General features: G+C 73.1%; 21 protein-coding genes. 17 read left to right on the forward strand and 4 right to left on the reverse strand.

Going from position 1 to position 24241, the window contains the following annotated elements; all coding sequences use genetic code 11:
* Positions 1 to 14: 14 nt before the first annotated feature.
* Complete coding sequence (locus VKA29_RS07130; RefSeq protein WP_324784353.1) at positions 15 to 1523, forward strand: MFS transporter; 1509 nt, start codon at positions 15 to 17, stop codon at positions 1521 to 1523.
* A gap of 345 nt (positions 1524 to 1868) precedes the next feature.
* Here VKA29_RS07130 and VKA29_RS07135 read toward each other — a convergent pair whose 3' ends face one another.
* Positions 1869 to 2441, reverse strand: coding sequence for a nuclear transport factor 2 family protein (locus VKA29_RS07135; RefSeq protein ID WP_324784354.1), 573 nt, complete (start codon positions 2439 to 2441; stop codon positions 1869 to 1871).
* Positions 2442 to 2473: 32 nt separating this feature from the next.
* Positions 2474 to 3328: an LLM class F420-dependent oxidoreductase gene (locus tag VKA29_RS07140; RefSeq protein WP_324784355.1), complete on the reverse strand. Its 855-nt coding sequence runs from the start codon at positions 3326 to 3328 to the stop codon at positions 2474 to 2476.
* 219 nt (positions 3329 to 3547) lie between these two features.
* On the opposite strand from VKA29_RS07140, the gene VKA29_RS07145 reads away from it, so the two are divergent.
* Positions 3548 to 4444 (forward strand): IclR family transcriptional regulator, encoded by an 897-nt coding sequence (locus VKA29_RS07145; protein WP_324784356.1) that lies wholly within the window; start codon positions 3548 to 3550, stop codon positions 4442 to 4444.
* A 156-nt stretch (positions 4445 to 4600) separates the two neighbouring features.
* Here the strand turns inward: VKA29_RS07145 and VKA29_RS07150 are convergent, their stop codons facing one another.
* Positions 4601 to 5182, reverse strand: a complete 582-nt coding sequence (locus VKA29_RS07150) for a flavin reductase family protein (RefSeq protein WP_324784357.1) — start codon at positions 5180 to 5182, stop codon at positions 4601 to 4603.
* A 265-nt stretch (positions 5183 to 5447) separates the two neighbouring features.
* On the opposite strand from VKA29_RS07150, the gene VKA29_RS07155 reads away from it, so the two are divergent.
* From VKA29_RS07155 to VKA29_RS07225, 15 genes are all read left to right on the forward strand, one after another.
* Positions 5448 to 6314 carry an alpha/beta fold hydrolase gene (locus VKA29_RS07155; RefSeq protein ID WP_324784358.1) on the forward strand — a complete coding sequence of 289 codons (867 nt, stop codon included), beginning with the start codon at positions 5448 to 5450 and terminating at the stop codon, positions 6312 to 6314.
* Positions 6311 to 8023 (forward strand): FAD-binding protein, encoded by a 1713-nt coding sequence (locus tag VKA29_RS07160; RefSeq protein ID WP_324784359.1) that lies wholly within the window; start codon positions 6311 to 6313, stop codon positions 8021 to 8023. The genes VKA29_RS07155 and VKA29_RS07160 overlap by 4 nt, the downstream gene beginning before the upstream one ends.
* A 30-nt stretch (positions 8024 to 8053) precedes the next feature.
* Positions 8054 to 9088 carry a ferredoxin--NADP reductase gene (locus VKA29_RS07165; RefSeq protein ID WP_324784360.1) on the forward strand — a complete coding sequence of 345 codons (1035 nt, stop codon included), beginning with the start codon at positions 8054 to 8056 and terminating at the stop codon, positions 9086 to 9088.
* Between the two features lie 342 nt (positions 9089 to 9430).
* Positions 9431 to 10339 carry an acetaldehyde dehydrogenase (acetylating) gene (locus VKA29_RS07170; protein ID WP_324784361.1) on the forward strand — a complete coding sequence of 303 codons (909 nt, stop codon included), beginning with the start codon at positions 9431 to 9433 and terminating at the stop codon, positions 10337 to 10339.
* 20 nt (positions 10340 to 10359) lie between these two features.
* Positions 10360 to 11424, forward strand: a complete 1065-nt coding sequence (gene dmpG / locus VKA29_RS07175) for a 4-hydroxy-2-oxovalerate aldolase (RefSeq protein WP_324784362.1) — start codon at positions 10360 to 10362, stop codon at positions 11422 to 11424.
* 8 nt (positions 11425 to 11432) lie between these two features.
* A complete protein-coding gene (locus VKA29_RS07180; RefSeq protein WP_324784363.1) occupies positions 11433 to 12617 on the forward strand; it encodes an acyl-CoA dehydrogenase family protein in 1185 nt (394 codons plus the stop codon).
* 43 nt (positions 12618 to 12660) lie between these two features.
* A complete protein-coding gene (locus VKA29_RS07185) occupies positions 12661 to 13608 on the forward strand; it encodes a VOC family protein (protein ID WP_324784364.1) in 948 nt (315 codons plus the stop codon).
* Complete coding sequence (locus tag VKA29_RS07190; protein ID WP_324784365.1) at positions 13605 to 15092, forward strand: FAD-dependent oxidoreductase; 1488 nt, start codon at positions 13605 to 13607, stop codon at positions 15090 to 15092. Before VKA29_RS07185 ends, VKA29_RS07190 begins: the two co-directional genes overlap by 4 nt.
* A 2-nt stretch (positions 15093 to 15094) precedes the next feature.
* The gene (locus tag VKA29_RS07195; protein ID WP_324784366.1) at positions 15095 to 15229 is read left to right on the forward strand and encodes a hypothetical protein; all 135 of its coding nucleotides are present in this window, start codon (positions 15095 to 15097) and stop codon (positions 15227 to 15229) included.
* Between the two features lie 9 nt (positions 15230 to 15238).
* Positions 15239 to 15991: an SDR family NAD(P)-dependent oxidoreductase gene (locus VKA29_RS07200; RefSeq protein WP_324784367.1), complete on the forward strand. Its 753-nt coding sequence runs from the start codon at positions 15239 to 15241 to the stop codon at positions 15989 to 15991.
* Positions 15992 to 16244: 253 nt separating this feature from the next.
* A complete protein-coding gene (locus VKA29_RS07205; protein WP_324784368.1) occupies positions 16245 to 17039 on the forward strand; it encodes an SDR family oxidoreductase in 795 nt (264 codons plus the stop codon).
* Positions 17040 to 17192: 153 nt separating this feature from the next.
* Complete coding sequence (locus VKA29_RS07210) at positions 17193 to 18353, forward strand: steroid 3-ketoacyl-CoA thiolase (RefSeq protein WP_324784369.1); 1161 nt, start codon at positions 17193 to 17195, stop codon at positions 18351 to 18353.
* Between the two features lie 6 nt (positions 18354 to 18359).
* Positions 18360 to 20582, forward strand: coding sequence for an acyl-CoA dehydrogenase (locus VKA29_RS07215; RefSeq protein ID WP_324784370.1), 2223 nt, complete (start codon positions 18360 to 18362; stop codon positions 20580 to 20582).
* Positions 20579 to 21451 carry a MaoC family dehydratase gene (locus tag VKA29_RS07220; protein ID WP_324784371.1) on the forward strand — a complete coding sequence of 291 codons (873 nt, stop codon included), beginning with the start codon at positions 20579 to 20581 and terminating at the stop codon, positions 21449 to 21451. Before VKA29_RS07215 ends, VKA29_RS07220 begins: the two co-directional genes overlap by 4 nt.
* Positions 21448 to 22104, forward strand: coding sequence for a PaaI family thioesterase (locus VKA29_RS07225; RefSeq protein WP_324784372.1), 657 nt, complete (start codon positions 21448 to 21450; stop codon positions 22102 to 22104). The genes VKA29_RS07220 and VKA29_RS07225 overlap by 4 nt, the downstream gene beginning before the upstream one ends.
* 241 nt (positions 22105 to 22345) lie before the next feature.
* Here VKA29_RS07225 and VKA29_RS07230 read toward each other — a convergent pair whose 3' ends face one another.
* Positions 22346 to 23989 (reverse strand): class I adenylate-forming enzyme family protein, encoded by a 1644-nt coding sequence (locus VKA29_RS07230; RefSeq protein ID WP_324784373.1) that lies wholly within the window; start codon positions 23987 to 23989, stop codon positions 22346 to 22348.
* Between the last annotated feature and the right edge of the window lie 252 nt (positions 23990 to 24241).

The raw sequence follows: 24241 nt of genomic DNA on the forward strand, positions 1-24241 counted from the left end.
GACAAAGGATCACGATGGCAGACAACGTCACCCCGCCTCCCGCGGCGATTTCCAAGGGGAGGGCACTCGCCGTGCTCGCCCTGGTCATCCTCCTCTCGGAGGCCGGCACCTTCGAGATCACGATGGTCTACCCGGCACTGCCGAACCTGGCCAGTGAGTTCAAGACCCTGAACATCGCCTGGGCCGCCTCGATCGTCACCCTCGCCGGTGCCACCGTCATGCCGCTGGTCGGGAAGGCGGCGGACAAGTGGGGCAAGAAGCGGGTCATCCTCCTGCTCGGCCTCGTCTTCCTCGCGGGCAGTGTGATCTGCGCGCTCGCCTCCTCCTTCGCCATGCTGCTGGTCGGCCGGGCGCTGCAGGGCTGCCTCATCGGGATCGTCTCCCTCTCGTACAGCCTGGTGCGCGACATCATGCCGCGCGACTTCGTGCCGATCGCCCTGGGCACCGTGGTGACCGGCATCGGCATGGCGGCGGTCGCCGGTCCGTTCCTGGCCGGCTGGCTCATCGACGACCACGGCCCCGAAGGCGTCTTCTGGTTCCTCGCGCTCTACGCGGTCGTCCTGCTGCCGTTCTACGCGTTCGTCATACCCGAGAGCCCGGTGCGCGTCGACCGTCCCGTCGACTACGTCGGAACCCTCCTCCTCGGTCCGGGCATCGGTGTGCTGCTGCTCGGCATCACCCAGGGCGGCAACTGGGGCTGGTCCGCCGGGTCCACGCTGACGTTCCTGGTCCTCGGCGTCGCCATGCTGATCGCCTTCGGGGTCTGGGAGCGGGTCTGCAGCCACCCGCTGATCTCGCTCGACGTCCTGCTGGGCCGCAGGTTCGGCCCGACCGTCCTGGCCGTCGCGTGCGTGTCGTACATGATGAACGCGCACGCACTGATCAGCCCCACCCTGCTGAGGACGCCGGCCGGCATTCCGGGCCTCAGCTACGGTGCCGGCCTGTCCGCCACCCAACTCGCCATCTGGACCTGCCCGCTGGGCATCACGGCCATGTTCGTGGGCCCCCTGGGCGGATGGCTGACCACCAGGATCGGCGCCCGCAACGTGCTGATCGCCGGTGCCGCCTGCTACCTCCTGGTGATGTTCCTGGGCTCCCGCCTGTTCACCGTGCAGTGGCAGATCGGCCTCCTGGCCCTGGTCGGCGGCTGCGCCAACGGCTTCCTGCACTCCTCGAACGCCAACCTGATCCAGGACTCGCTGCCCCCCTCGCAGAACGCGGTGGGCAACTCGATCGGCGGCATGACGACCCTGCTGGCCGCCGGTGTCGCCACGGCACTCACCGGTGTGATCATGTCCGACCACGTACTGATGGTCGACGCGGCCACCGGCTCGGTGGTCTACGCCGACAGCGCCCTCACCCACGCCTACGCGTACGCGGCGGTGGTGGGCACCGTCGGAGTGGCGGTCGCCCTGATCATGAAGCACGGCCGGGTGCCCGCGCGCGGCGGTCTGATCGAACCGGCGGAGGGCCTCCCGCCGGTCGGGGAGGTGCGCCTGTCCGCGAGCGAGGCGGCCGGCTGAGTCCGGCGGCACCGGGCACACACACCGCCCGGCCGCGGCCGGGCGGTGTGTTCCCGCTCAGGGGTGCTCACGACGGCTCTGAGCCGCGGGAAGGGAGCCACCGGACCGACGTCTCCCGCTCGGTTGCCGCCGCACGGCGACGGACGACGGCGACGACGCCCGCCACGCGGGTGGCTCCGCAACCGGCCGCACCCGGGGCGGGGACGGTGACACCGTCCCGCTCCCGGGGGAGGCGGGCGCAGGGGCGGGCCGGGCGAGTTCCCCGGTGATCGGCCGGCGGTCGTCGGGCACACCCGTTCCGACGGCTCTCCCGTTCCCCGCCCTCCCGTCCCCCCGGGTGCCCGGTCACGGTTCCTCCGCCCATCCGTCGGCGAGCACGCCGGAGGCGAGCAGTCCGGGGGACTCGGTACGGCCGTCCAGGACCCGGTTCGTGCGGGTGGTCACCCGCCAGCCGTCGGGCCCCCGGCGCAGCCGCCAGTGGTTCGCGGTGGCCCGGCGCAGGGTGAACGCCCCGGCCTCCGGATCGCGGACGATCATGGTGGTGTAGCAGACGGCGACGGCCTCGTCACCGCGCACCCGCACCCGCGGGGCGCCCACGACATGGGCGCAGCCCCGGCCGATCCACCGCTGGTGGTCGGGGGAGCGGACCATCGCCTCGATCTCCGCGCGTCCGGTCATCAGCAGTTCGTCGACGTCGTAGACGCCGTCCTCCTCCCACAGGCCCGCCACCGCCTCGGCCTGTCCGCTGTCGACCAGCGGGCCGTAGGACAGGATCAGGGACGTCACGGCGGCCTCGTCCTCGAGCCGGGACAGCCGCCGTTCGAGGCGGGCCAGGGTCCGCCGCAGGCCGGCGAAGGCCTCCTGACTGTCGGCGAGTGCCTTCCGGGTGTCCGCCAGGGCCTGCTCGGTGTCGTTCAACGGTCGCTCCCGTCGGTCGGGGTGAGGGGGTGTCAGAGGCCGGAGGCCAGGGTGTGCAGGGCTTCCAACTGCTCGCAGTAGTGGTCCGCGGACCGCGCGGCGACCGAGGCGGACAGCAGGGTGGCGCCGGCGTCCCGCAGCCGGGCCAGGGTGGTGAGCGTCTCCTCGGGCGCCCCGGCGGGGTCGAGGGGGCGGCCGGGCGCGAGGACGACCTCGAAACCGTCCGGCACGTCGGCCGCGGCGAGCATCTCGCGCAGCCGGTCCGGGGCGAGCCCGAACGGCACCCAGCCGTCACCCAGCGAGACGGCCCGGCGCAGCGAGCGCGGGGTCCGGCCGCCGATCCAGAGCGGGAGGTGCTCCTGGACGGCGTACGGTTCGACGACGAAGTCCCCGAAGGAGTAGTGCTCGCCGCGGTACTCCGGTACCCGCCGGGACAGCGAGGCCCGCAGCGCCCGCAGGGCGTCGTCGGCACGCGCCCCCCGGTCGGCGAATTCGGCGCCGAGCAGGTCGAACTCCTCGGCGAGGGTGCCGACGCCCAGCCCGAGGGTGACCCGGCCGCGGCTGATCCGGTCCAGGGTGCCGTAGCGCTTCGCGATCTGGAGCGGGTGGTGGTAGCCGAGCACGAGGACCTGGGTGACCAGTCGGATGCGGCTGGTCAGCGCGGCCAGGTGACCGAGGGTGGCCAGCGGGTCCCAGTAGGTTCCGCCGCGTTCACGGGCGATGTCGAGCGGGACGGCCACATGCTCGCTGCACGTGAGGTGGTGGAAGCCCAGCCGGTCGGCGGCCCTCGCGATCCGGCCCAGCTCGTCGATGCCGGCGTCCGCCTCCCAGGCGGAGGCGGACCCCGGCAGTTGCACCACCACGGGTGATGTGATTCCGATCCGCATGCGGTCTCTCCTCGTGCCGTCGGCGGAGTGCGTGCTGTCCAGCCGATTCGTAACGCAGGAGCACACACCTGACACGGAGCGGTCCCGCTGATCGGGAAGGCCGCGGGCGGGCCGGACGAGTCCGGAAACGGAATCTTGTGCACACCCCTTACGCCCGTTCGCACACGCTGCTAGCTTCCAAAAGCAGAATTCATTTCAGTTCGCCCGAAGGAGGGCCCCATGACGGTTGTCGACGACGCGCCTGCCGTGGAAGCGCCCGCTCGCAAGGAGCTGCCGCCGTCCATGGTCGAGCGGATGACGCTGATCATGGACGTGTTCACTGGACGCACCACCCGGCTGTCGCTGGAGGACGTGGTACGCCGCACCCACCTGCCGCGTTCCACCGCCCACCGGATCCTGGAGCAGCTGGTACGGCTGCGATGGCTGGAGCACACCCCCTTCGGCTACGGTCTCGGCCGCCGGGCGCTCGGGCTCGGCGGCGACGACGGCACGCGTGCCGAGATCCGCGCGGCCGCCGCGGGCCGGATCCACGACCTGCAGATGCGCACCGGGCTGGTGGTCCATCTGGCCGTGCTCGACGAGGGCCAGGTGCACTACCTCGACAAGGCCGGCGGCCGGTTCGCCGCATCCGTCCCCTCATGGGTCGGCGGCCGGGTCCCGGCCCATGCGACGGCACTGGGCAAGGCGATGCTGGCCTGGCTCGAACCGGAGGACGTCGATTCCCGGCTGGGGGAGACCATCGGCCGGCTGACCCACCGCACCATCGCCGACCTGCCGACGCTGCACCAGGAGCTCAACCGCATCAGGCAGCGCCGGGGACTGGCCTTCGAGCACGGCGAGTACTTTCCCGGCATCGCCTGTGTCGCGTCGGCCGTCCGGGGCCCGGAGGGGCCGGTGGCCGCGCTCTCCCTGGCCGGCGAGGAGCGGACGCCGCTGGAGAAGGTCGCGCCGCTGGTGGCCGACGCCGCCCGCCGGATCTCGCTGGAGCTGTTCCCCTGTCTGGAGAACCCCGGCCGCGCCCAGCACGCCCGAGCCTCCGCCGCCCAGGAGCAGAACTGGTCCGCACGGACCATGGACCGACTGCTCGCGGTGGGGCAGAACGGCGACTGGCTGTAACCCGGCCCGGCGGGCTCCGGGGCCGGGTCCGGCCGGGCGACCCCCTGGGCCGGGTCCGGCCGGGCGACCCCCTGGGCCGGCCCGGCTCCGCGAGCCTCCGGGGACCGGTCCGGCCCCCGGACGCCCGGGCCCGGACCGGTCCTGGACCCCGTCCCCTCAGCCCCAGTTGTCGCCCCAGCCCCAGGCGAACGGGTCCGTCGGGGTGCGAGGTTCGGCCGGCCGGTCCTCCACGCCGAAACGTCCGCGGTGGAAGAGCATCGGCCGCCGCTCCTGCGCGGTCTCCAGCCCGAGGACCCGGCCGATCACCACGTCGTGGTCGCCGGCCACATGCACGTCGTGCACCTCGGCATGGGCCCGCATCAGGACCCCGCGCAGCGCGGGCGTCCCCCAGGGCGAGAGGTCCCAGTCGAGTTCCTCGTACTTCCTGCCCCGGCTCGAACCGAAGCGGGCGCAGAGGTCGCCCTGGTCCTCGGCCAGGACGTTGACGCAGAACCGTCCCGATTCCCTGATCCGCGGCCAGGCGCGCCCCCGGTGGTCGGCGCAGAAGAGGACGAGAGGCGGTTCGAGCGAGACGGAGGCGAAGGACTGGCACGCGAAGCCGACCGGTTCCCGGGCCGCGTCCAGCCCGGTGACGACGGTGACACCTGTCGCGAACGCTCCCATGGCACGGCGCATCTCCGGCGGTGTGGGGGCCGTGCTCCCTCGTGTCTCGGATGCGGTCAGGGACTCAGCTGTCATCAGGTTCACCTCGACGGGACCGGCACGGTGATGTGCTGCGTGGGCGGGCGGAGCCCCGACCGTAGGGGCGTGGGGTCCGGCGGTGAACGGCGTTCCCGATGAGTGGAACCCGGCCCGCGGCCGTTCCCGCCCCCGGTGCGGCCGGGGTCCGGTGCCCGGGGCGTCCCGCTGATCGGGACCGGTGCGGCACCGCCCGGCGACCGCTGGTTACGTTCCCGGCGTTGACCACGGGGCGTGGAGCCACCGGGACGTGGAGGCAGGGAAGATGACGGAGCTGAGCCACGAGGCCACCTCGCGCGAGCTCGAGACCGACCAGGGCGTACTGCGCTATCACGAAGCCGGTACCGGGCCGCCCCTGCTGATGCTGCACGGCTCGGGCCCCGGCGTCACCGGCTGGCGCAACTACCGCGGCAACCTCGCCGCCTTCGCCGAGCACTTCCGCTGCCTGGTCCTGGAACTGCCCGGGTTCGGCGTCAGCGACCCCGCCGACGGACACCCCATGGTCACCGCCCCGGCCGCCCTCGGCCGTTTCCTCGACGCCCTCGGCCTGGACCGGGTCGACGTCATCGGCAACTCCATGGGCGGCATCGTCGGCACCCAGTACGCGCTCCGTCACCCCGACCGGGTCCGCCGGCTGGTCACGATCGGCGGCATCGGCCGCAACCTGTTCAGCCCCGGCCCCGGCGAGGGCATCAGGCTCCTGACGGAGTTCACCGACCACCCCACCCGCGAGGGCCTGATCCGCTGGCTGCGGTCCATGGTGTACGACCAGAGCCTCGTCACCGAGGAACTCATCGAGGAACGCTGGCAGTTGGCCACCCAGCCGGAGGCCCTGGCGAACGCCCGCACGATGTACGGCAGCGCCGCCCTCGCCGCCCGCACGGCCGCCTCGGCCGCCTCCGACCAGGCCCCGTACTGGGCGATGCTGCACCGGCTCAAGCCGAAGACCCTGATCACCTGGGGCCGCGACGACCGCGTCAGCCCCGTCGACATGTCCATCGTGCCGATGCGTACCATTCCCGACGCCGAACTGCACGTGTTCCCCGACTGCGGTCACTGGGTGATGATCGAGCAGAAGGCGGCCTGGGAGAGCGTCGTACTGGCCTTCCTGACCCGCAAGGAGTCGGCATGACCGGCACCCCCGCCCCCACCTGGGACCACGAGTTCGACTTCGTCATCGTCGGCAGCGGCGGCGGCGGCATGACCGCCGCGCTCGCCGCCGTCGACGCCGGACTGTCCACCGTCGTGGTCGAGAAGGGCGCCATGTACGGCGGTACCACCGGCATCTCCGGCGGTGGCATCTGGATCCCCAACAACCCCGTACTGCGCGCCAAGGGGCACGACGACAGCCGGGAGTCCGTCCGCCGCTACCTCGACCTGCTCACCGAGGGCCGCGTCCCGGCCGCCCGCCTCGACGCCTACGTCGACCAGGGTCCCGCCGCCATGGAACTGCTGTGCCGCAGCAGGTGGATGCGCTTCTCCTGGACCAAGGGCTACTCCGACTACCACCCCGAGTACGAGGGCGGCCGCCCCATGGGCCGGTCGATCGAGGCGATCCCGTTCGACACCCGCAAGCTCGGCGAGGACGAGAAGTACCAGCGCCCCAACAGCCTCCAGGGCCCCCTCGGCCTGTGGGTCACCGGCAAGGACTACCACGACCTGGCCATGGTCAAGCGGACCTGGCGCGGCCGCTGGGCCTCCGTCGTCGCCGCCTGGCGGGTCTCCTCCAACGTGATCCGCCGCCGTCACATGTCCACCGGCGGGCGCGCCCTGGTGGCCCGGATGCGCATGGCGCTCAAGGACGCCGGCGTCCCCCTGTGGCTGCGCACCCCGATGACCTCCCTGATCACCGACGACGGCGGGCGGGTCACCGGCATCGTCGCCGAGCGCGAGGGGAGGACCGTGCGCATCGGCGCCCGGCACGGAGTGCTGCTCGCCGCCGGCGGCTTCGACCACAACCGCGAGATGCGCGAGAAGTACCTGCCCGACGGCGGCAAGGAGGACTTCAGCGCCGGCGCGCGGGAGAACGTGGGCGACGGCATCCTCGCCGGGCTGGAACTCGGCGCGGCCGTGGACTTCATGGACGACGCCTGGTGGATGCCGTCGGTGCGCCATCCCAAGGGCGTGACGATCCCCCTCGTCTCCGAGCGGTGCATCCCACCGTCGCTGATCGTCTCCGCCGGCGGCAGGCGCTTCACCAACGAGTCCTCGCCGTACGTCAACTTCGTCCACGACCAGCTGGCCGGCAAGCACGTCCCGGCCTGGTTCGTGATGGATGCCAAGGCCCGCGCCCGCTACCCGTTCGCCCAGGTGCTGCCCGGGATGCCCTTCCCCCGCGGGTTCTACGACGCCGGCCTGGTCCACCGCGCCGACACCATCGCCGGACTGGCCCGCGCCATCGGTGTACCGGAGCAGGAACTGACCGCGACCGTCGAACGGTTCAACGGCTTCGCCCGCACCGGCGAGGACACCGACTTCGGCCGCGGGGACAGCGCCTACGACCGCTACTACGGCGACCCCACGCTGCCCAACCCCAACCTCGACGTGATCGACAGGGCTCCCTACTACGCCGTACGCATCGACGTCGGCGACCTCGGCACCAAGGGCGGCCTGCTCTGCGACGAGCACAGCCGGGTGCTGCGGGAGGACGGCAGCCACATCGAGGGCCTGTACGCGACCGGCAACACCTCGGCGTCGGTGATGGCCAACGAGTACGCGGGACCCGGCGCCACCATCGGCCCGTCCATGGTCTTCGGCTACATCGCCGCCCGGCACGCGGGCGCACACCGCGCCGACCGGGACGGCGACACGACGGGCCGGGCGGCCTCCGGCCGGGTCTGACCGCTCCGGGCAAGGAAAGGCAGAGCAACCATGGGGCGAGACACCCCTCTCACGGTCCGAGTGGTCGAGGTGGTCCGCGAGACCTCCGACGCCCACTCGCTGGTCCTCGAACCGGTCGACGCACCGAAGGAACGGTTCAGCTATCGGCCCGGTCAGTTCCTGACCGTCCGGGTGCCCTCCGAACGCGCGGGGGGAGCCGCCCGCTGCTACTCGCTGTGCAGTTCCCCGCTGCGCGACGAGAAGCTGAAGATCACCGTGAAGCGCACGGTGAACGGCTACGGCTCCAACTGGATCTGCGACCACGTCGTGGCGGGCGGCACACTCGAAGTCCTGCGGCCCGCGGGCACGTTCACCCCCGACACGCTCGACGAGGACTTCTTCCTCCTCGCGGCGGGCAGCGGCATCACCCCGGTGATGTCGATCCTCAAGTCCGCTCTGCACGCCGGAACCGGGTCCGTCACGCTGCTCTACGCCAACCGTGACGAACGCTCGGTGATCTTTCGGAACGAACTCGTCGCGCTGGCCGAGGAGTTCGGCGACCGGCTGACGGTGCTGCACTGGCTGGAGTCGGTGCAGGGCCTGCCCACCGGACCCGCGCTGCGCGCCCTGGCCCGGCCGTACGCCGACCGCCAGACGTTCATCTGCGGCCCCGGCCCCTTCATGGACCTCGCCGCCGAGACCCTCACCGGCCTCGGCGCGGCGGCGGACCGGGTGCGCGTCGAACGGTTCACCTCCCTGACCGGTGACCCGTTCACCGCACCGGAGGAACCCGCCGAGGACTCCGGTCCGGCCGGCGAGGTCGAGGTGGAACTCGACGGCGCCGTCCGGACCGTGCCCTGGCCGGCGAAGAGCAAGCTGCTGGACGCCCTCCTCGCGGCCGGCCTGGACGCGCCGTACTCCTGCCGGGAGGGCAACTGCAGCGCCTGCACCTGCCTGCTCGTCCACGGCGAGGTGGCGATGGAGAACAACGAGGTGCTCGACGAGCGCGACGTCGCCGACGGCTATGTCCTGGCCTGCCAGGCACTCCCGCTCACCGAGCGGGTCAGGATCACCTACGACGGGTGAGCGACCCGGCCCGCCCGGACCACTCCCGCTCAGCGGGAGGACCCCGGCGGGCCGGGCCCCCGCGCTGACACGTTGGGGACAAGCCCCGCCCCGCCCCGGGAGGGCGGACACCGCGACCCCGGGAGTACGCGGCTCCGGGAGTCCGCGAGTCCGCGGCACCCGGCACCACGACCCCGCGAAGGAGCACGACCCGCGCCCCCGCGGGCGGAAACCACGGCCCCGCGCAGGGCACGGCCTCGCGGTCTCCCGCCCCGGGCGGTCCCGCGGCCCCGTGCCCCCGAGCACCCCCGCGGGCCCGCACCCGCACCCCCGCGACCCCTCGACTCGGATGAGGTTCGAACTGTGACCAAGGCGACCGCCGCGATCGTCGGCTCCGGAAACATCGGCACCGACCTGATGTACAAGCTGCTCCGGTCCGAGGTGATCGAGCCACGGTGGATGATCGGCATCGATCCGCAGAGCCCGGGTCTCAAGCGCGCCGCCGAGGAAGGCCTGACGGTCGGCGTCGACGGAGTGGACCCGCTGCTCGCCCAGGACGACCGGCCCGACCTGGTCTTCGAGGCGACCTCGGCCTACGTGCACAAGGCCAACGCCCCCAAGTACGCCGCACTCGGCATCCAGGCCATCGACCTCACGCCCGCCGCGCTCGGCCCCGCCGTCGTCCCCGCCGTCAACCTCGGCGAGCACCTGGACGCGCCCAATGTCAGCCTGATCACCTGCGGGGGCCAGGCCACCATCCCCATGGTGCACGCCGTCTCCCGGGTCACCGAGGTGTCCTACGCGGAGATCGTGGCCAGCGTCGCCTCGCCGTCCGCCGGCCCCGGAACCCGCGCCAACATCGACGAGTTCACCCTCACCACCGGCCGGGGCATCGAGAACATCGGCGGCGCCACCCGGGGCAAGGCCATCATCATCCTCAACCCGGCCGAACCGCCCATGCTCATGCAGGACACTGTCTTCTGCGCCATCCCGGCCGACGCCGACCGCGCGGCGATCACCGAGTCCGTCCACGAAATGGCGCGCCGGGTCGCCTCGTACGTGCCCGGCTACCGGCTGCGTGCCGAGCCGCAGTTCGACGAACCGGACACCGTCAGCGGCGGCCTCGCCCGGGTCGCGGTCTTCCTGGAGGTGGAGGGCGCGGGCGACTTCCTGCCGCCGTACTCCGGCAACCTCGACATCATGACCGCCGCCGCCACCAAGGTCGGTGAGGGCTTCGCCCAGCGGATCATCGCCCGGCGCACCGCTCGCTGACCACCAAGGAGTCCACACTCATGCCCTTCAGCGCCGATCTCGACATCCGCGTCACCGACTCCTCGCTGCGTGACGGCTCGCACGCGAAGCAGCACCAGTTCACGGTGGAGGACGTGCGGGCCGTCGTCACCGCCCTCGACGACGCCGGGGTCCCCGTCATCGAGGTCGCCCACGGCGACGGCCTGGGCGGGTCCTCGTTCAACTACGGCTTCAGCCGCACCCCGGAGCAGGAACTCATCAAGGAAGCGGTGAAGACCGCCCGGCAGGCGAAGATCGCCTTCCTGATGCTGCCCGGCCTCGGCCTCCAGGACGACATCCGCGAGGCCGCCGACAACGGCGCCTCCATCTGCCGCATCGCCACCCACTGCACCGAGGCCGACATCTCCGTCCAGCACTTCGGCCTGGCCCGCGAACTGGGCCTGGAGACCGTCGGCTTCCTGATGATGGCGCACAGCACCCCGCCCGAGGCCCTGGCCCGGCAGGGCCGGATCATGGCCGATGCCGGCTGCCAGTGCGTCTACGTCGTGGACTCCGCCGGCGCGCTCGTCCTCGAGGGCGTCGGCGACCGGGTCGCCGCGCTCGTCGCGGAACTCGGCGACGACGCCCAGGTCGGCTTCCACGGCCACGAGAACCTGGGACTCGGCGTCGCCAACTCGGTGTACGCCGTACGCGCCGGCGCCCTGCAGATCGACGGCTCCACCCGCCGCTTCGGCGCGGGCGCGGGCAACACGCCCGTCGAGGCGTTCGTGGCCGTCGCCGAGAAGCTCGGCATCCGCACCGGCATCGACACTCCGAAGATCATCGACGCCGCCGAGGACGTCGTGCTGCCCATCATGGGCGGCGACCGCCTGCTCGACCGGATGTCGCTGACCATGGGCTACGCGGGCGTCTACTCGAGCTTCCTCGCGCACGCCGGCCGGCAGGCCGCCAAGTACGGCGTCTCCGGCACCGAACTCCTCCTGGAAGCCGGGCGCCGCAAGCTCGTCGGCGGCCAGGAGGACCAGCTCATCGAGATCGCCGTGGGGCTCGCCGAGCGAGCCGCCGCGGCCAAGAACACGTCCGGGCCGACGCCCGCGGGGAAGTGAGAGCAGCCATGGCCAATCCGGTACTCGACGCCGTCGTCGAACGCGCGGAGGAGATCCGCGCCCTGGGGCCCGCGAACGAGTCGCTGGGCCGGCTGGACGATCAGGCGGCCAAGGTGCTGCGGGAGACCGGTGCCGTCCGGATGCTCCAGCCGAAGAAGTACGGCGGCCTCGAACTGCACCCGCGGGAGTTCGCCGAGACCGTCATGGAGATCGCGTCCTGCGACGGCTCGACCGGCTGGGTCTCCGGCGTCGTCGGCGTCCACCCGTGGGAGATGGCGATGGCCGACCCCCGGGTGCAGGAGGAGGTCTGGGGCGAGGACCCCGACACCTGGATCGCCTCCCCGTACGCCCCGATGGGCCTGCTGCGTCCCGTCGACGGCGGTTATGTCTTCAACGGCCACTGGCAGTTCTCGTCCGGCACCGACCACTGCGACTGGATCTTCCTCGGCGCCTTCCTCGCCGACGAGAAGGGCGAACGGCTCAACCCGCCGCGCTCCGCGCACGTGATCCTGCCCCGCTCCGACTACGAGATCGTCGCCGACTCCTGGGACGTGGTCGGCCTGCGCGGCACCGGCAGCAAGGACGTCATCGTCAAGGACGCCTTCGTGCCGGACCACCGGGTCATCGACTACCAGAGGGTCGTCGACGGCAGCCTCGCCGAGGAAGCCGGCCTGGCCAATCCGATGTACCGGCTGCCGTTCTCCGCGGCCTTCCCGCTCGGCATCACCTCGGCCGTCATCGGCATCTGCGAGGGCGCCCTCGCCCACCACCTGGCCTACCAGCGCGACCGCGTCCAGATCACCGGCACCGCCGTCCGCGACGACCCGTACGTCCTGTACGCGGTCAGCGAGGCCGCCGCCGAGATCGCCGCCTCCCGTGCCGCCCTGCTGGACAACATCAGCAGCCTGTACGACGTGGTCGCGGCCGGTGAGCGGGTCGGCTTCGAGCGGCGGGCCGTCGGCCGCCGCACCCAGGCCCGTGCCGCCTGGCGGGCCGTCCGCGCGGTCGACGAGATCGTCGCCCGCTCCGGCGGCAACGCGATGCGGGTGAGCAACCCCATCCAGCGTTTCTGGCGCGACGCCCACACCGGCCTCGCCCACGCCATCCACGTCACCGGATCGGTCTTCCACGTGGCGGCGCTGACCGACATCGGTGTGGAGCCCCCGCAGGGGCCGATGCGCTCGATGATCTGACCCCGACGGGACGGCCGCAGGCTGGAAGGACTGGAGGAAGTACATGACGCACATCCGAGGACTCGGCTATCTCCGGGTCAGGACCCGGGACGTCGCCCGCTGGCGTGAACTCACCGTCGACGCGCTCGGTTTCGCTGAGGGCTCCGGGCCCGACCCGGACGGCCTCTACCTCAGGATGGACGAGCGCCGGGCCCGGCTCGCCGTCCTGCCCGGCGACACCGACCGGGCCGAGGCCGTCGGCTGGGAGGTGCGCGACCAGTTCGCGCTGGACGAGGTCGCCCGCGCCGTCGAGGCGTCCGGCGTCCCGGTCGAGGAACTCACCTGGCGGGAGGCCGGCGAACTGGGGGTGGAGCGGGCCATCGCCTTCGACGACCCCGCGGGCATGCGCGTCGAGGTGTTCTTCGGACCGGTCCTCGACCACAGCCCGGTCCTCACCGGCCTCGGCCAGCGCTTCGTCACCGGCGCCCAGGGCATGGGCCATGTCGTCCTGCCCACCACCCGCATGGACGAGACCGTCGCCTTCTACACGCAGGTCCTCGGCTTCCTGCCGCGCGGCGCGGTCAAGCTGAGCGTCCAGTCCCCGGACACGCCGCCGCGCCGGGTGCGCTTCCTGGGCGTCAACCAGCGCCACCACAGCCTGGCCCTGTGCCCGGCACCGCACGGCGAGGCCCCGGGCCTGGTCCACCTCATGGTCGAGGTCGACACCCTGGACGCGGTGGGCCGCGCCCTGGACAACGTCAACCGCCACGGCTTCCCGCTCTCCTCCACCCTGGGCCGCCACACCAACGACAAGATGGTCTCCTTCTACGTCCGCGCCCCGGGCGGCTGGGACCTGGAGTACGGCACCGACGGCCTGCTCGTCGACGAGAGCCACTACACGGCCGAGGAGATCACCGCCGACAGCTACTGGGGCCACGACTGGTCGGGCTCGGAGCCGCTCGCGGCGTTCTCGGCGCCCGAGAAGTCCGAGCACTCCGAGAAGGGCGCATGACCCCGCCCCGGCCGGTCACCCCCGTCCGCGCCGCGTCCGTCACCCGGTACGACGACGAGGCCGACGTCCTCGTCGTCGGCTTCGGGTGCGCGGGCGCCGCGGCGGCGTTCGAGGCGGCCTCGGCGGGCGCGGAGGTGCTGGTGCTGGAACGTGCCGGAGGGCCTGGCGGCTCCTCGGCGCTCTCCGGCGGTGAGCTGTACCTCGGCGGCGGCACCCCCGTACAGGCCGCCTGCGGCTTCGAGGACACCGTCGAGGACATGTTCGCCTACCTGTCGGCGGCCCTCGGACCGCACGCCGACGAGGAGAAACTGCGCGCCTACTGCGAGGGCAGCACCGAGCACTTCCAGTGGTTCGTCGACCGGGGTGTCCCCTTCCGGCACACCCTGTGGGACGCCCCGACCTGGATGCCGTCCACCGACGACGGCCTGATGTGGCTGGGCGAGAACGCCTGGCCCTACGACACCCTCGCCCGGCCCGTGCCGCGCGGTCACCGCCCCGCCGTCGGGCACTTCGGCGGCGGGCTGCTGATGGAGAAGCTGGTCGCCGCCGCCCGCGCGGCCGGTGCCTCCACCCGCGCCGACACCCTGGCCACCGCCCTGATCACCGGCGACGACGGCCGGATCGTCGGTGTCACCGCCCGCGGCTACGGACAGGAGCTGGCCTTCCGCGCCCGCCGCGGCGTCGTGCTGACCACCGGCGGTTTCGTCGACAACGAGGAGATGCTCGCCGACCACGCGCCCGCCCTGCTCGGCCTCGGCAAGGTCAGCGACGGGCTGGACGACGGCAGCGGCATCCGGATGGCCTGCGCGGTCGGCGCGGCGACCCGGCGGATGGCCTCGGTGGAGATCGCCATGACCGCGCTGCCCGCCATGGCCGTACGCGGCATGCTGGTCGACGCCCACGGCCGGCGCTTCATCAACGAGGACGTCTACCCCGGCCTGTTCAGCGCGGCCGCGGTACGCAACCAGCCGGGCCCCTGCTGGGTGATCGTCGACCAGGAGGGCTACGAGGCCGTACCCGAGGCCGAACGCTGGGGTGTGGTGCCCCGGTTCGCCGAGGAGAGCCTGGCCGGCCTGGAACGGGAACTCGGCATGCCCCCCGGCGCGCTGGAGTCCACCGTCGGCACGTACAACACCCACGCCGAGCGGGGAGAGGACCCGTACTTCCACAAGAACGCCGCATGGCTGCGCCCGCTGGAACCGCCCTTCGCGGCGCTCGACCCACGGCTCGGCTTCGGCACCGGCGACCGGGAGAGCGCGGGGGCCGGGACGGGCGCCGCCGGGTTCACCCTGGGCGGACTGCGCACCACCGTCGACGGCGCCGTGCTGGACGTCTCGGGCACGCCCGTCCCGGGCCTGTACGCGGCGGGCCGGGCCGCTTCCGGCATCCACGGGGAGGGCTACATCAGTGGCACTTCGCTGGGGGACGGCACCTTCTTCGGCCGCAGGGCGGGCCGGGCGGCCGCACGCGCGACGGTGAGCTGACCGTGTCCGGCCACCTGCGGACACCTCGACCCACCGGCATCGGCATCACCGGCATCGGCATCACCGGCATCACCGGCATCACCGGTTTCCCACGCTCCCGGTCCCGACGGGCCGGTGCCCTCGGGACGCTCATGTGAAAGGCCGCAATGAACCGTTTCGAAGGCACCCGCGTCCTGCTCACCGGTGCCGCGTCCGGCATCGGCCGCGCCACCGCGCTCCGGCTGGCCGCCGAGGGGGCCGCCGTATTCTGCGTCGACCTGTCGGAGAGCGGTCTCCGGGAGACGGCGGACCGTCTCCCCCCGGGGACCGGCGAGATCCGCACCCACGTCGCCGATGTGTCGGACGAGACGGCGGTCGTGGACGCCGTGGCGTGTGCCGCCCGGGAACTGGGCGGCATCGACGTCCTGGTCAACGTCGCGGGCGTGCACCGCACCACGCCCATCGACCGGCTGACCGCCGAGGACCTGCGCCACCTGTTCTCGGTCAACGCCGTCGGTACGGCCCTGTTCTGCCGTGAGGCGCTGCGCCACCTGCCCGACGGCAGGGGCGCCATCGTCAACGTGGCCTCGTCCTCCGCGACCCACGGGAACCCGTACATGAGCGCCTACTCCGCCTCCAAGGGGGCGGTGCTGGCGTTCTCCCTGTCCCTGGCGGCGGAGGTGGCGCACCGACGCATCCGGGTCGTCCCGGTCTCGCCCGGCACCGTGGCCACACCCCTGACCGCGCGGCCCGACATGCTCCCGGCGGACCTCGACACCAGCTACTACCAGCGCATCCGCGCTCCGTTCGGCGCGGGAGACCCGGAGCAGATCGCGGGCGTCATCGCCTTCGCGGCCTCCCCGGACGCCGGCTACCTCACGGGCGCCGAGATCCGGGCCGACGGCGGCTCCCACATCTGACATCGGCCCCGGACCGCGCCCTGGTCCGGGGCCGGGGCGCGTGCGGCGACGGTGAGCGCGGGAGACGCCGGGCCGAGCGGACGGCGGCGTGACCGCGCGCCCGGCCGCGGAACACGCGCCCGGGGGCGCGTGTCCGACGGCGGAGCGCGCTCCCGGCGACGAGGGCGTGCGCCCGACCGGTGGGCGTGCGTCAGCAAGAGGACGTATGCCGGAGTGAGAGGCACACGTCCGACGACCGAAGGGAAGAAGAACCATGACCACCAGCTCACCCGCACGGCGCCGGGTCGCCGTCACCGGAGCCGCCTCCGGCATCGGCAAGGCGCTCGCCGACATGCTCCGGGCGCAGGGCGACGACGTGATCGGCGTCGACCTGAAGGACGCCGAGGTCTGTGCCGACCTCGGCACCCCCGCGGGCCGGCAGGAAGCCGTCCGCGCCGTTCTCGAACGTTCCGAGGGGGTCCTCGACGCGGTGATCGCCTGCGCCGGCATCTCGGCGCAGGTGCCCGCCACGATCGCGGTCAACTACTTCGGCGTCACCGAACTGCTCCAGGGCCTCAGGCCGGCCCTGGCGCGCGCCGAGGCGCCCCGTGCCGCGTTCGTCGGTTCCATCGTCGGGACCAAGTCCGTGGCGCCCGAGGTCGTCGAGGCCTGCCTCGCCGGTGACGAGCCGGCGGCGCTCGCGGCGGCTGCCGCCCTCGCCGAGCGGGGCCAGGGCGGCGCCCTCTACCCGGCCTCCAAGACGGCCCTGGCCCGCTGGCTGCGCCGGACCAGCGTCACCGACGAGTGGGCCGGTGCGGGGATCCCGCTGAACGCCGTCGGCCCCGGCGTCGTGCTCACCCCGATGCACGCCGCCGTCGCCAGGACGGAGGAGCAGCGCAGGATCGTCGCGCAGGCCGTACCCATGCCGCTGCACGGCCACGCCGAGCCCGAGGTGATCGCCAGGGCCCTGCGCTGGCTGACCAGCGAGGAGAACACCCATGTGACCGGTCAGGTGCTGTACGTGGACGGAGGCGCCGAGGTGGTTCTGCGCGGGCCCGACCGGATCTGAGCCGCCCGGAACACCGTGGGTGGGGCGGGCCGGAGGACGCCGCGCAACCCACTGAGTGGGACGTCCGCTTGCGTCTGACCAGAATGAATTCTAGTTCTGGTGGGACGCAATCGTCCCCGGCCCTCACGGGCCGCCTCACACCTACGGAGAACCATGGCCGAGGCCGTCATTGTCGAAGCCGCGCGCACACCGGTCGGCCGGCGCCGCGGGGTCCTGTCCGGGCTGCACCCGGCCGAACTGCTGGGCCTGACCCAGAAGGGCCTGCTGGAACGGGCGGGCCTCGCTCCGGACGCCGTGGAGCAGGTCATCGGCGGCTGTGTCACCCAGGCGGGTGAGCAGTCCAACAACGTCACCCGCACCGCCTGGCTCCACAGCGGCCTGCCGTACACCACCGCCTGTACCTCGATCGACTGCGCCTGCGGCTCCTCGCAGCAGGCCGTGCACCTGATCCACGGACTGATCAGCGCGGGCACCGTCGACGTGGGCATCGGCTGCGGCGTGGAGTCGATGAGCCGGGTCTTCCTCGGCCAGGCGCAGACCCCGGGGACCGGCGTCCCCGTACCGGCCGACTGGTCGCTGGACATGCCCGACCAGTTCACCGCCGCCGAGCGGATCGCGCGCAAGCGCGGCATCACCCGCGCCGACGTCGACGCCCTCGGGCTCGCCTCCCAGCAGAAGGCGGCCCGCGCCTGGGCCGAGGGCCGCTTCGCGGGGCAGATCCTCGACGTCGACGCCCCGGTGATGACCAAGGAGGGCCCCACCGGTGAACGCGCCGTCGTCTCCCGCGACCAGGGCCTCAGGGACACCACCGCCGAGGGACTCGCCGCGCTCCAGCCGGTCGTCCCCGACGGCATCCACACCGCGGGAAACTCCTCCCAGATCAGCGACGGCGCCGCCGCCGTCCTGCTGATGAGCCGGGAGCGCGCCGCCCGCCTCGGACTGCGCGGCCGCGCCCGGATCGTCGCCTCCACCATGGTCGGCGCCGACCCCTACTACCACCTCGACGGCCCCGTCGAGGCCACCCGCGAGGTGCTGGACCGGGCCGGGATGACCCTGGACGACATCGACCTCGTCGAGATCAACGAGGCGTTCGCCTCCGTGGTGCTGTCCTGGGCCCAGGTCCACAAGGCCGACATGGACAAGGTCAACGTCAACGGCGGCGCCATCGCGCTCGGCCACGCGGTGGGCTCCACCGGCGCCCGGCTGATCACCCAGGCGCTGTACGAGATGGAGCGTGCCGACAAGTCCACCGCGCTGATCACCATGTGCGCCGGCGGCGCGCACTCGACGGCGACGATCATCGAACGGATCTGAGGCACCATGACCATCGGGCTGACCGAGGAACACCGCGACCTGCGCGACTCCGTGCGCGCCTTCACCGGCCGCCACCTCACCGCGGACGTCGTCCGCAAGGCGGTCGACACCGAGGAGGAGACCCTCCCGCCGTACTGGCGGGCGCTCGCCGACCAGGGCCTGCTCGGCCTCCACCTGCCCGAGGAGGTCGGCGGTGCCGGCTACGGGCTGGTCGAACTCGCCGTCGTAGTAGAGGAGTTGGGGCGGGCCGTGGCTCCCGGCCCGTTCCTGCCGAGCACGCTCGCCGCGGCGGTCCTGAGCCGGGCCGCTCACCCCACCTACCTGCCGGGGCTCGCGGACGGCACCATCGTCGGCGCCGTCGGGCTGCGACCCGGCACCCTCACCCTGACCCGCGGGGACGACGGGGCCCTCGCCCTGACCGGCGAGTCCGGCATGGTGATCGGCGGTCACACCGCCGACCTGTTCGTGCTGCCGGCCGCGGACGGCGACGCCACCGCGTGGGTCGTGCTGCCGCGGGCCGCGGTGGAGACCACCCACCAGCGCGGCCACGACCTGACCCGCCGTTCGTCCCTGGTGCGCGCCGAGGCGGTGACGGTACCGGCCGGCGACGTCCTGACCGTCGACTCCCGGCTGCCGCTCGACCTGGCCGCGACCCTGTTCGCCGCGGAGGCCTCCGGCCTCGCCGACCGGGCCGTCACCACCGCCGCCGACCATGCCCGCGTACGGGAGCAGTTCGGCCGCCCCATCGGCCAGTTCCAGGGCGTCAAACACCGCTGCGCACGGATGCTCGCGCACGCCGAGCAGGCCCGCGCCTGCGCCTGGGACGCGGCCCGTGCCGCCGAACCCGGCGCCGTCGACGACCCTCGCGAGGCGTCGCTGGCCGCCGCCGTCGCCGCCGCCACCGGCGTCGACGCGGGCTTCGCCACTGCCAAGGACTGCATCCAGGTCCTCGGCGGCATCGGCTTCACCTGGGAGCACGACGCTCACCTCTACCTGCGCCGGGCCCAGACCCTGCGCATCGCGCTCGGCCCCTCCGCATGGTGGCGCCGCCGGGTCGCCCGGCTCACCCTGGACGGCGCCCGCCGCCGTCTCGGCGTCGAACTGCCGCCCGCCGCCCAGGCCGTACGCGAGGAGATCCGCGCCGAACTCGCCGCCGCCGGCGCCGTCGAGGCCGCCGAACGGCCCGCCTTCCTCGCCGACCGCGGCTACACCGCCCCGCACCTGCCCGTCCCCTGGGGCAAGGGTGCCGACGCCGTCACGCAGCTCGTCATCGCCGAGGAGATGCGCGCGGCCGGCCTCGAGCCCGTGGACATGGTCATCGGCGGCTGGGTGGTGCCCACCCTCGTCGCCCACGGCGACGACGCCCAGCGCGAGAGGTTCCTGCGGCCCAGCCTGCGCGGCGAGATCACCTGGTGCCAGCTCTTCAGCGAGCCCGGCGCCGGTTCCGACCTGGCCGGACTCTCCACCCGCGCGGTCAGGACCGACGGCGGCTGGCGGATCACCGGGCAGAAGGTGTGGACCTCCGGGGCCCACGACGCCGACTGGGGCATCCTGCTCGCCCGCACCGACCCCGGCGCGCCCAAGCACAAGGGGATCTCGTACTTCCTGCTCGACATGAGCACCCCCGGCATCGACATCCGCCCGCTGCGGCAGATCACCGGCGAGGCGGAGTTCAACGAGGTGTTCCTCGACGACGTGTTCGTCCCCGACGACCTGCTCGTGGGCGCCCCCGGCGACGGCTGGCGGCTCAGCCGCACCACCCTGGCCAACGAACGCGTCGCCCTCTCCCACGACTCCTCGCTCGGCTCGGGCGGCGAGGCCCTGCTCGCCATCGCGGCCGCGGCACCCGAGGACATGGACGACGAACGGCTCACCACCCTCGGCTCCATCCTCTGCGACGCCCAGTCCGGCGGACTGCTGGGCCTGCGCACCACGCTGCGCTCGGTCTCCGGCCAGCAGCCCGGCGCGGAGGCCAGCATCGCCAAACTGACCGGAGTGGAACACCTCCAGCAGGTGTGGGAGACCGCCATGGACTGGCTGGGCGACGCCTCCCTCACCGGCGAGGGCCCCCGCCAGGACCCCACCTGGTGGTTCCTCAACTCCCGCTGCATGTCCATCGCGGGCGGTACGACCGAAGTCCAGCTGAACATCATCGCCGAACGCATCCTGGGGCTGCCCCGCGACCCCGAGCCCGCCCACCGGACCACCGAGCAGAAGGCCCGCGCATGACGATCGACCGTGACAAGGCGCTCGGCGCGCCCCCCGTCGTCCAGGAGATCTCCTGGACCACCCGGGACGTGCTGCTGTACCACCTCAGCCTCGGCGCGGGCGCCGACGCCGCCGCGGGACCGGAACCCGGCCTCACCTACGAACGCGGCCTGACGGTGCTGCCCACCTTCGCGATGGTCGCCGGCACCGGCATCTCCTCGGGCACCGACCCGGACCCGTCCTTCGAACTGCCCGGCATCGAGATCGACCTGCGCCGCATCCTCCACGCCGGTCAGGAGCTGAGCGTCCACCGCCCCCTCCCGGCAGCAGGCACGGCCACCGTCTCCTCCCGCGTCGCCGAGGTGTGGGACAAGGGCAAGGCGGCCGTCGTCGTACGGGAGACCACGGCGACCGGGCCGGACGGCGGGCCGCTGTGGACCAGCAGGATGCAGATCTGGGCCCGCGGTGCCGGCGGCTTCGGTGGAGAGCCGGGACCGCAGGCCGAGTGGAACGCGCCCGACCGCGCCCCCGACACCGTGCTCGACACCCTGACCAGCCCGCAGCAGGCGCTGCTCTACCGGCTCAACGGCGACCTCAACCCCCTGCACGCCGACCCGGAGTTCGCGAAGGCCGCCGGTTTTGAGCGGCCCGTCCTGCACGGCCTCGCCTCTTACGGCCTGGTCGCCAAGGCCCTCGTCGGCGGCCTGCTCGACGGCGACGCGAGCAGGCTGACGGAACTCTCCGTACGGTTCGCGGGCGTCCTCTTCCCCGGCGAGACCGTCCGCACCGCCGTATGGCGCGACGGCGACCGCCTCCTGCTGCACGCCACCTGCCCGGAACGCGACGACGCCCCGGTACTCACCCACGCGACGGCGAGGATCACCGCATGACCGCCGAACACCCCACCACCGTGTCCCGCGAGGCCGTGGCACGACCGGACAGGCTGGTCTCCGCCGTCCGCGACGAGGGCGTCGACGCGGCGGCCGCCGCCGCGCGCCGGCTGATCGACGCCCTGCTCCGGGTCGGCGACCACCCGGACACCGACATGGCGCAGGTGACCAAGCAGCTCGACGCCCTCGCCGACCAGCTCACCGAGCGGGCTCCCGGCCTGGAGGACCGCCTGGTCGTCATGTGGCAGGGCACCGGCATCACCCGGCACGACCCGGTCACCGGCCCCGAGAACGCCCTCGCCCCGCCGCTGGAGCTCACCGGCCGGGACGATGGCTCGGTCCAGGGCACCGTCACCCTCGGCCTCCCCTATCAGGGCCCGCCCCGCTGCGTGCACGGCGGCGTGTCGGCGCTGCTGCTCGACCACACCCTCGGCGTGGCCAACCACTGGGCGGGCCTGTCGGGGATGACCGCCGAACTCACCCTGCGCTACCTGCGCCCCACCCCGCTGTTCGAGCCCCTGACGGTCACCGGCCGCCAGGTCTCCGCGGACGGCAGGAAGATCCGGGCGATCGGCTCGATCACGGCCGGCGGCCGCGAATGCGTGACGGCCGAGGGACTGTTCATCGCCAGACAACTGCCCCGCCCCAGCTGACCCACGGACACGCACCCGGCCACCCCACGGCCGACCCGACAGCACAGCCGGGCCCCGGGCCGGAGGAACTCCTCCGCCCCGGGGCCTCGCCTCGGCCGGGTGGATACACGCGGTTCGGCCACTGGGGCCGGCCGACCCGCCGGAGGTGACCGGGACCCGGTGCCCGGGACGTCCGGGACATCGCGGCGGCCCGGACCCGTGTCTCCACGGGTCCGGGCCGGGGGAGTGGAGAAGGCCGCCGTCAGACGCGCACCTCGCGCCGGATCACCTTTCCGGTGGCGTTCCGCGGCAGGCTCTCCGCGGTGACCCGCCACCGTGACGGCACCTTGTAGTACGCCAGACGTGCGCGCAGGAAGCCGGCCAGGGACTCCTGGGTGACGGAGGAGTCCGCGTCGGTGACGACCACCGCCGCCACCTCCTGGCCCAGATCCGGGTGGGGCACCCCGATCACCAGGCACTCCCGCACCTCCGGGTGGTCGGACAGGACGCTCTCGATCTCCGCCGGGTACACGTTCTCGCCGCCGCGCAGGATCAGGTCCGAACGCCTGCTGGTGAGCCGCAGCCGGCCGTCCCGCACCATCCCGATGTCCCCGGTGTGCAGCCAGCGGTCCGCCCGGACGGCCCGGGCGGTGGCCTCCGGGTCCTCCCAGTAGCCGAGCATCACATACGGGCTGCGGAGGCAGATCTCGCCCTCCTCGCCCTCCGGCAGCGGCCGGCCGGCCGGGTCGCGCACCTCCAGCTCCACCGACACCACCGGGCGGCCCAGACTGTCCGGCGCCGCGGCGAGATCGGCCGGGGTGGCCACGGCCGCGCCGGTGCAGCACTCGGTGAGCCCGTAGCTGTTGGCGAGCGCCTGCCGGGCCACCGGCAGCACCGCGCGCAGCCGCTCGTGGAAGGCCGGGGTGGAGGGGGCCGACGCCAGCGCGAAAGACGTCAGGGACGACAGGTCGTAGCCGCTGAGGTCGCCGTGCTCGATCAGCCGGTGCGCCATCGTCGGCACCGCGCCCCAGTTGGTGACCCGCTCCCGCCCGATCAGCCGCAGCACCCGGTCCACCTCGAAGCGGCCCTGGTACATCACCACGGTGCCCCCGTCCACGAGCCGGGGGACCGCGAGGTTGTGCAGTGCCGCGATGTGGAAGAGGGGCAGCGCCAGCAGGTGCCGCCGGTCCTCGGGGGCGGTCGGGTCGCCCAGCTCCGCGGCCAGTGCGTTGTTGAAGCGCAGGTAGTCGATGACGGCCAGCAGGTTGCGGTGCGTGTGCACCGCCCCCTTGGGCCGGCCCGAGGTACCGCTCGTGTACATGATGACCGCGGGATCGTCCTCGTCGATCTCCGGCTTCGGCAGCGGCGCGTCCGGGTACCGCCGCAGCAGATCGGGGACGTCCTTCTCGAACGTCAGCACCGGCACGCGCGAGCCGTCCACCGAGGCGGCCCGCTTGGCGTCGGCCAGCACCACGGTGGGCCGGGTGTGCTCGATGCCGTAGGCGATCTCGGGCGCCGTCCACCAGGCGTTGTAGCCGACGGCGATGGCGCCGAGCGAGACCGTCGCCCAGAACGCGACGATCCACTCCGGGGTGTTCGCCGCCAGCAGCGCCACCCGGTCGCCCTTGCCGACGCCGTACTCCTCCTCCAGGGCCCGGGCCAGGGAGGCCACCTGACGCGCGTGCCCGGCGAACGAGATCCGCCGGTCCTCGGTCACGATGTAGTCGCGGTCGCCGTGCCGCACGGATGCGGCCACCACGTCCGCCAGCGACCTCTCCCGGCGTGCGAACACCTGGATGCGAGCTCCGAGCACGTCCTCCCGGACCAGCTCGAAGGCGCCACCGGGGCCCGTCAGCCGCCGCACGATCTCCGGCACCGTCTCCTGGTGGTCCGCCGTCGCGCTCATGTGCCTCCCTCTCTCCGAGTGGTCGATGTGCGCGTCATGGTTCCTCGCGGGCCCCCGGTGGGAAGCGCGGCTCCCGGTCACCGGGACGGGCCGATCCGCCGGCGGCCGGCCTGCCACTCAGTGGGACACACGTCCCAGGGTGCTCCGCTCCGCCCGGAACATGAGCGACCCGGGTGCCGGACCGACCGGCACGGCACACGAAGACACACACGAGACACCCACGAGACACGAGACACGAGACACCCGGGACAG

Origin of the sequence: Streptomyces sp. H51 (genome assembly GCF_035656535.1) — a bacterium.
Classification (GTDB): Bacteria; Actinomycetota; Actinomycetes; order Streptomycetales; family Streptomycetaceae; genus Streptomyces.

Coding starts and splice junctions, on each gene's coding strand:
- VKA29_RS07130 (WP_324784353.1), top strand. CDS start 15: ATGGCAGACAACGTCACCCCGCCTCCCGCGGCGATTTCCAAGGGGAGG.
- VKA29_RS07140 (WP_324784355.1), bottom strand. CDS start 3,328: ATGCGGATCGGAATCACATCACCCGTGGTGGTGCAACTGCCGGGGTCC.
- VKA29_RS07145 (WP_324784356.1), top strand. CDS start 3,548: ATGACGGTTGTCGACGACGCGCCTGCCGTGGAAGCGCCCGCTCGCAAG.
- VKA29_RS07150 (WP_324784357.1), bottom strand. CDS start 5,182: ATGACAGCTGAGTCCCTGACCGCATCCGAGACACGAGGGAGCACGGCC.
- VKA29_RS07155 (WP_324784358.1), top strand. CDS start 5,448: ATGACGGAGCTGAGCCACGAGGCCACCTCGCGCGAGCTCGAGACCGAC.
- VKA29_RS07160 (WP_324784359.1), top strand. CDS start 6,311: ATGACCGGCACCCCCGCCCCCACCTGGGACCACGAGTTCGACTTCGTC.
- VKA29_RS07165 (WP_324784360.1), top strand. CDS start 8,054: ATGGGGCGAGACACCCCTCTCACGGTCCGAGTGGTCGAGGTGGTCCGC.
- dmpG (WP_324784362.1), top strand. CDS start 10,360: ATGCCCTTCAGCGCCGATCTCGACATCCGCGTCACCGACTCCTCGCTG.
- VKA29_RS07180 (WP_324784363.1), top strand. CDS start 11,433: ATGGCCAATCCGGTACTCGACGCCGTCGTCGAACGCGCGGAGGAGATC.
- VKA29_RS07185 (WP_324784364.1), top strand. CDS start 12,661: ATGACGCACATCCGAGGACTCGGCTATCTCCGGGTCAGGACCCGGGAC.
- VKA29_RS07190 (WP_324784365.1), top strand. CDS start 13,605: ATGACCCCGCCCCGGCCGGTCACCCCCGTCCGCGCCGCGTCCGTCACC.
- VKA29_RS07200 (WP_324784367.1), top strand. CDS start 15,239: ATGAACCGTTTCGAAGGCACCCGCGTCCTGCTCACCGGTGCCGCGTCC.
- VKA29_RS07205 (WP_324784368.1), top strand. CDS start 16,245: ATGACCACCAGCTCACCCGCACGGCGCCGGGTCGCCGTCACCGGAGCC.
- VKA29_RS07210 (WP_324784369.1), top strand. CDS start 17,193: ATGGCCGAGGCCGTCATTGTCGAAGCCGCGCGCACACCGGTCGGCCGG.
- VKA29_RS07215 (WP_324784370.1), top strand. CDS start 18,360: ATGACCATCGGGCTGACCGAGGAACACCGCGACCTGCGCGACTCCGTG.
- VKA29_RS07220 (WP_324784371.1), top strand. CDS start 20,579: ATGACGATCGACCGTGACAAGGCGCTCGGCGCGCCCCCCGTCGTCCAG.
- VKA29_RS07225 (WP_324784372.1), top strand. CDS start 21,448: ATGACCGCCGAACACCCCACCACCGTGTCCCGCGAGGCCGTGGCACGA.
- VKA29_RS07230 (WP_324784373.1), bottom strand. CDS start 23,989: ATGAGCGCGACGGCGGACCACCAGGAGACGGTGCCGGAGATCGTGCGG.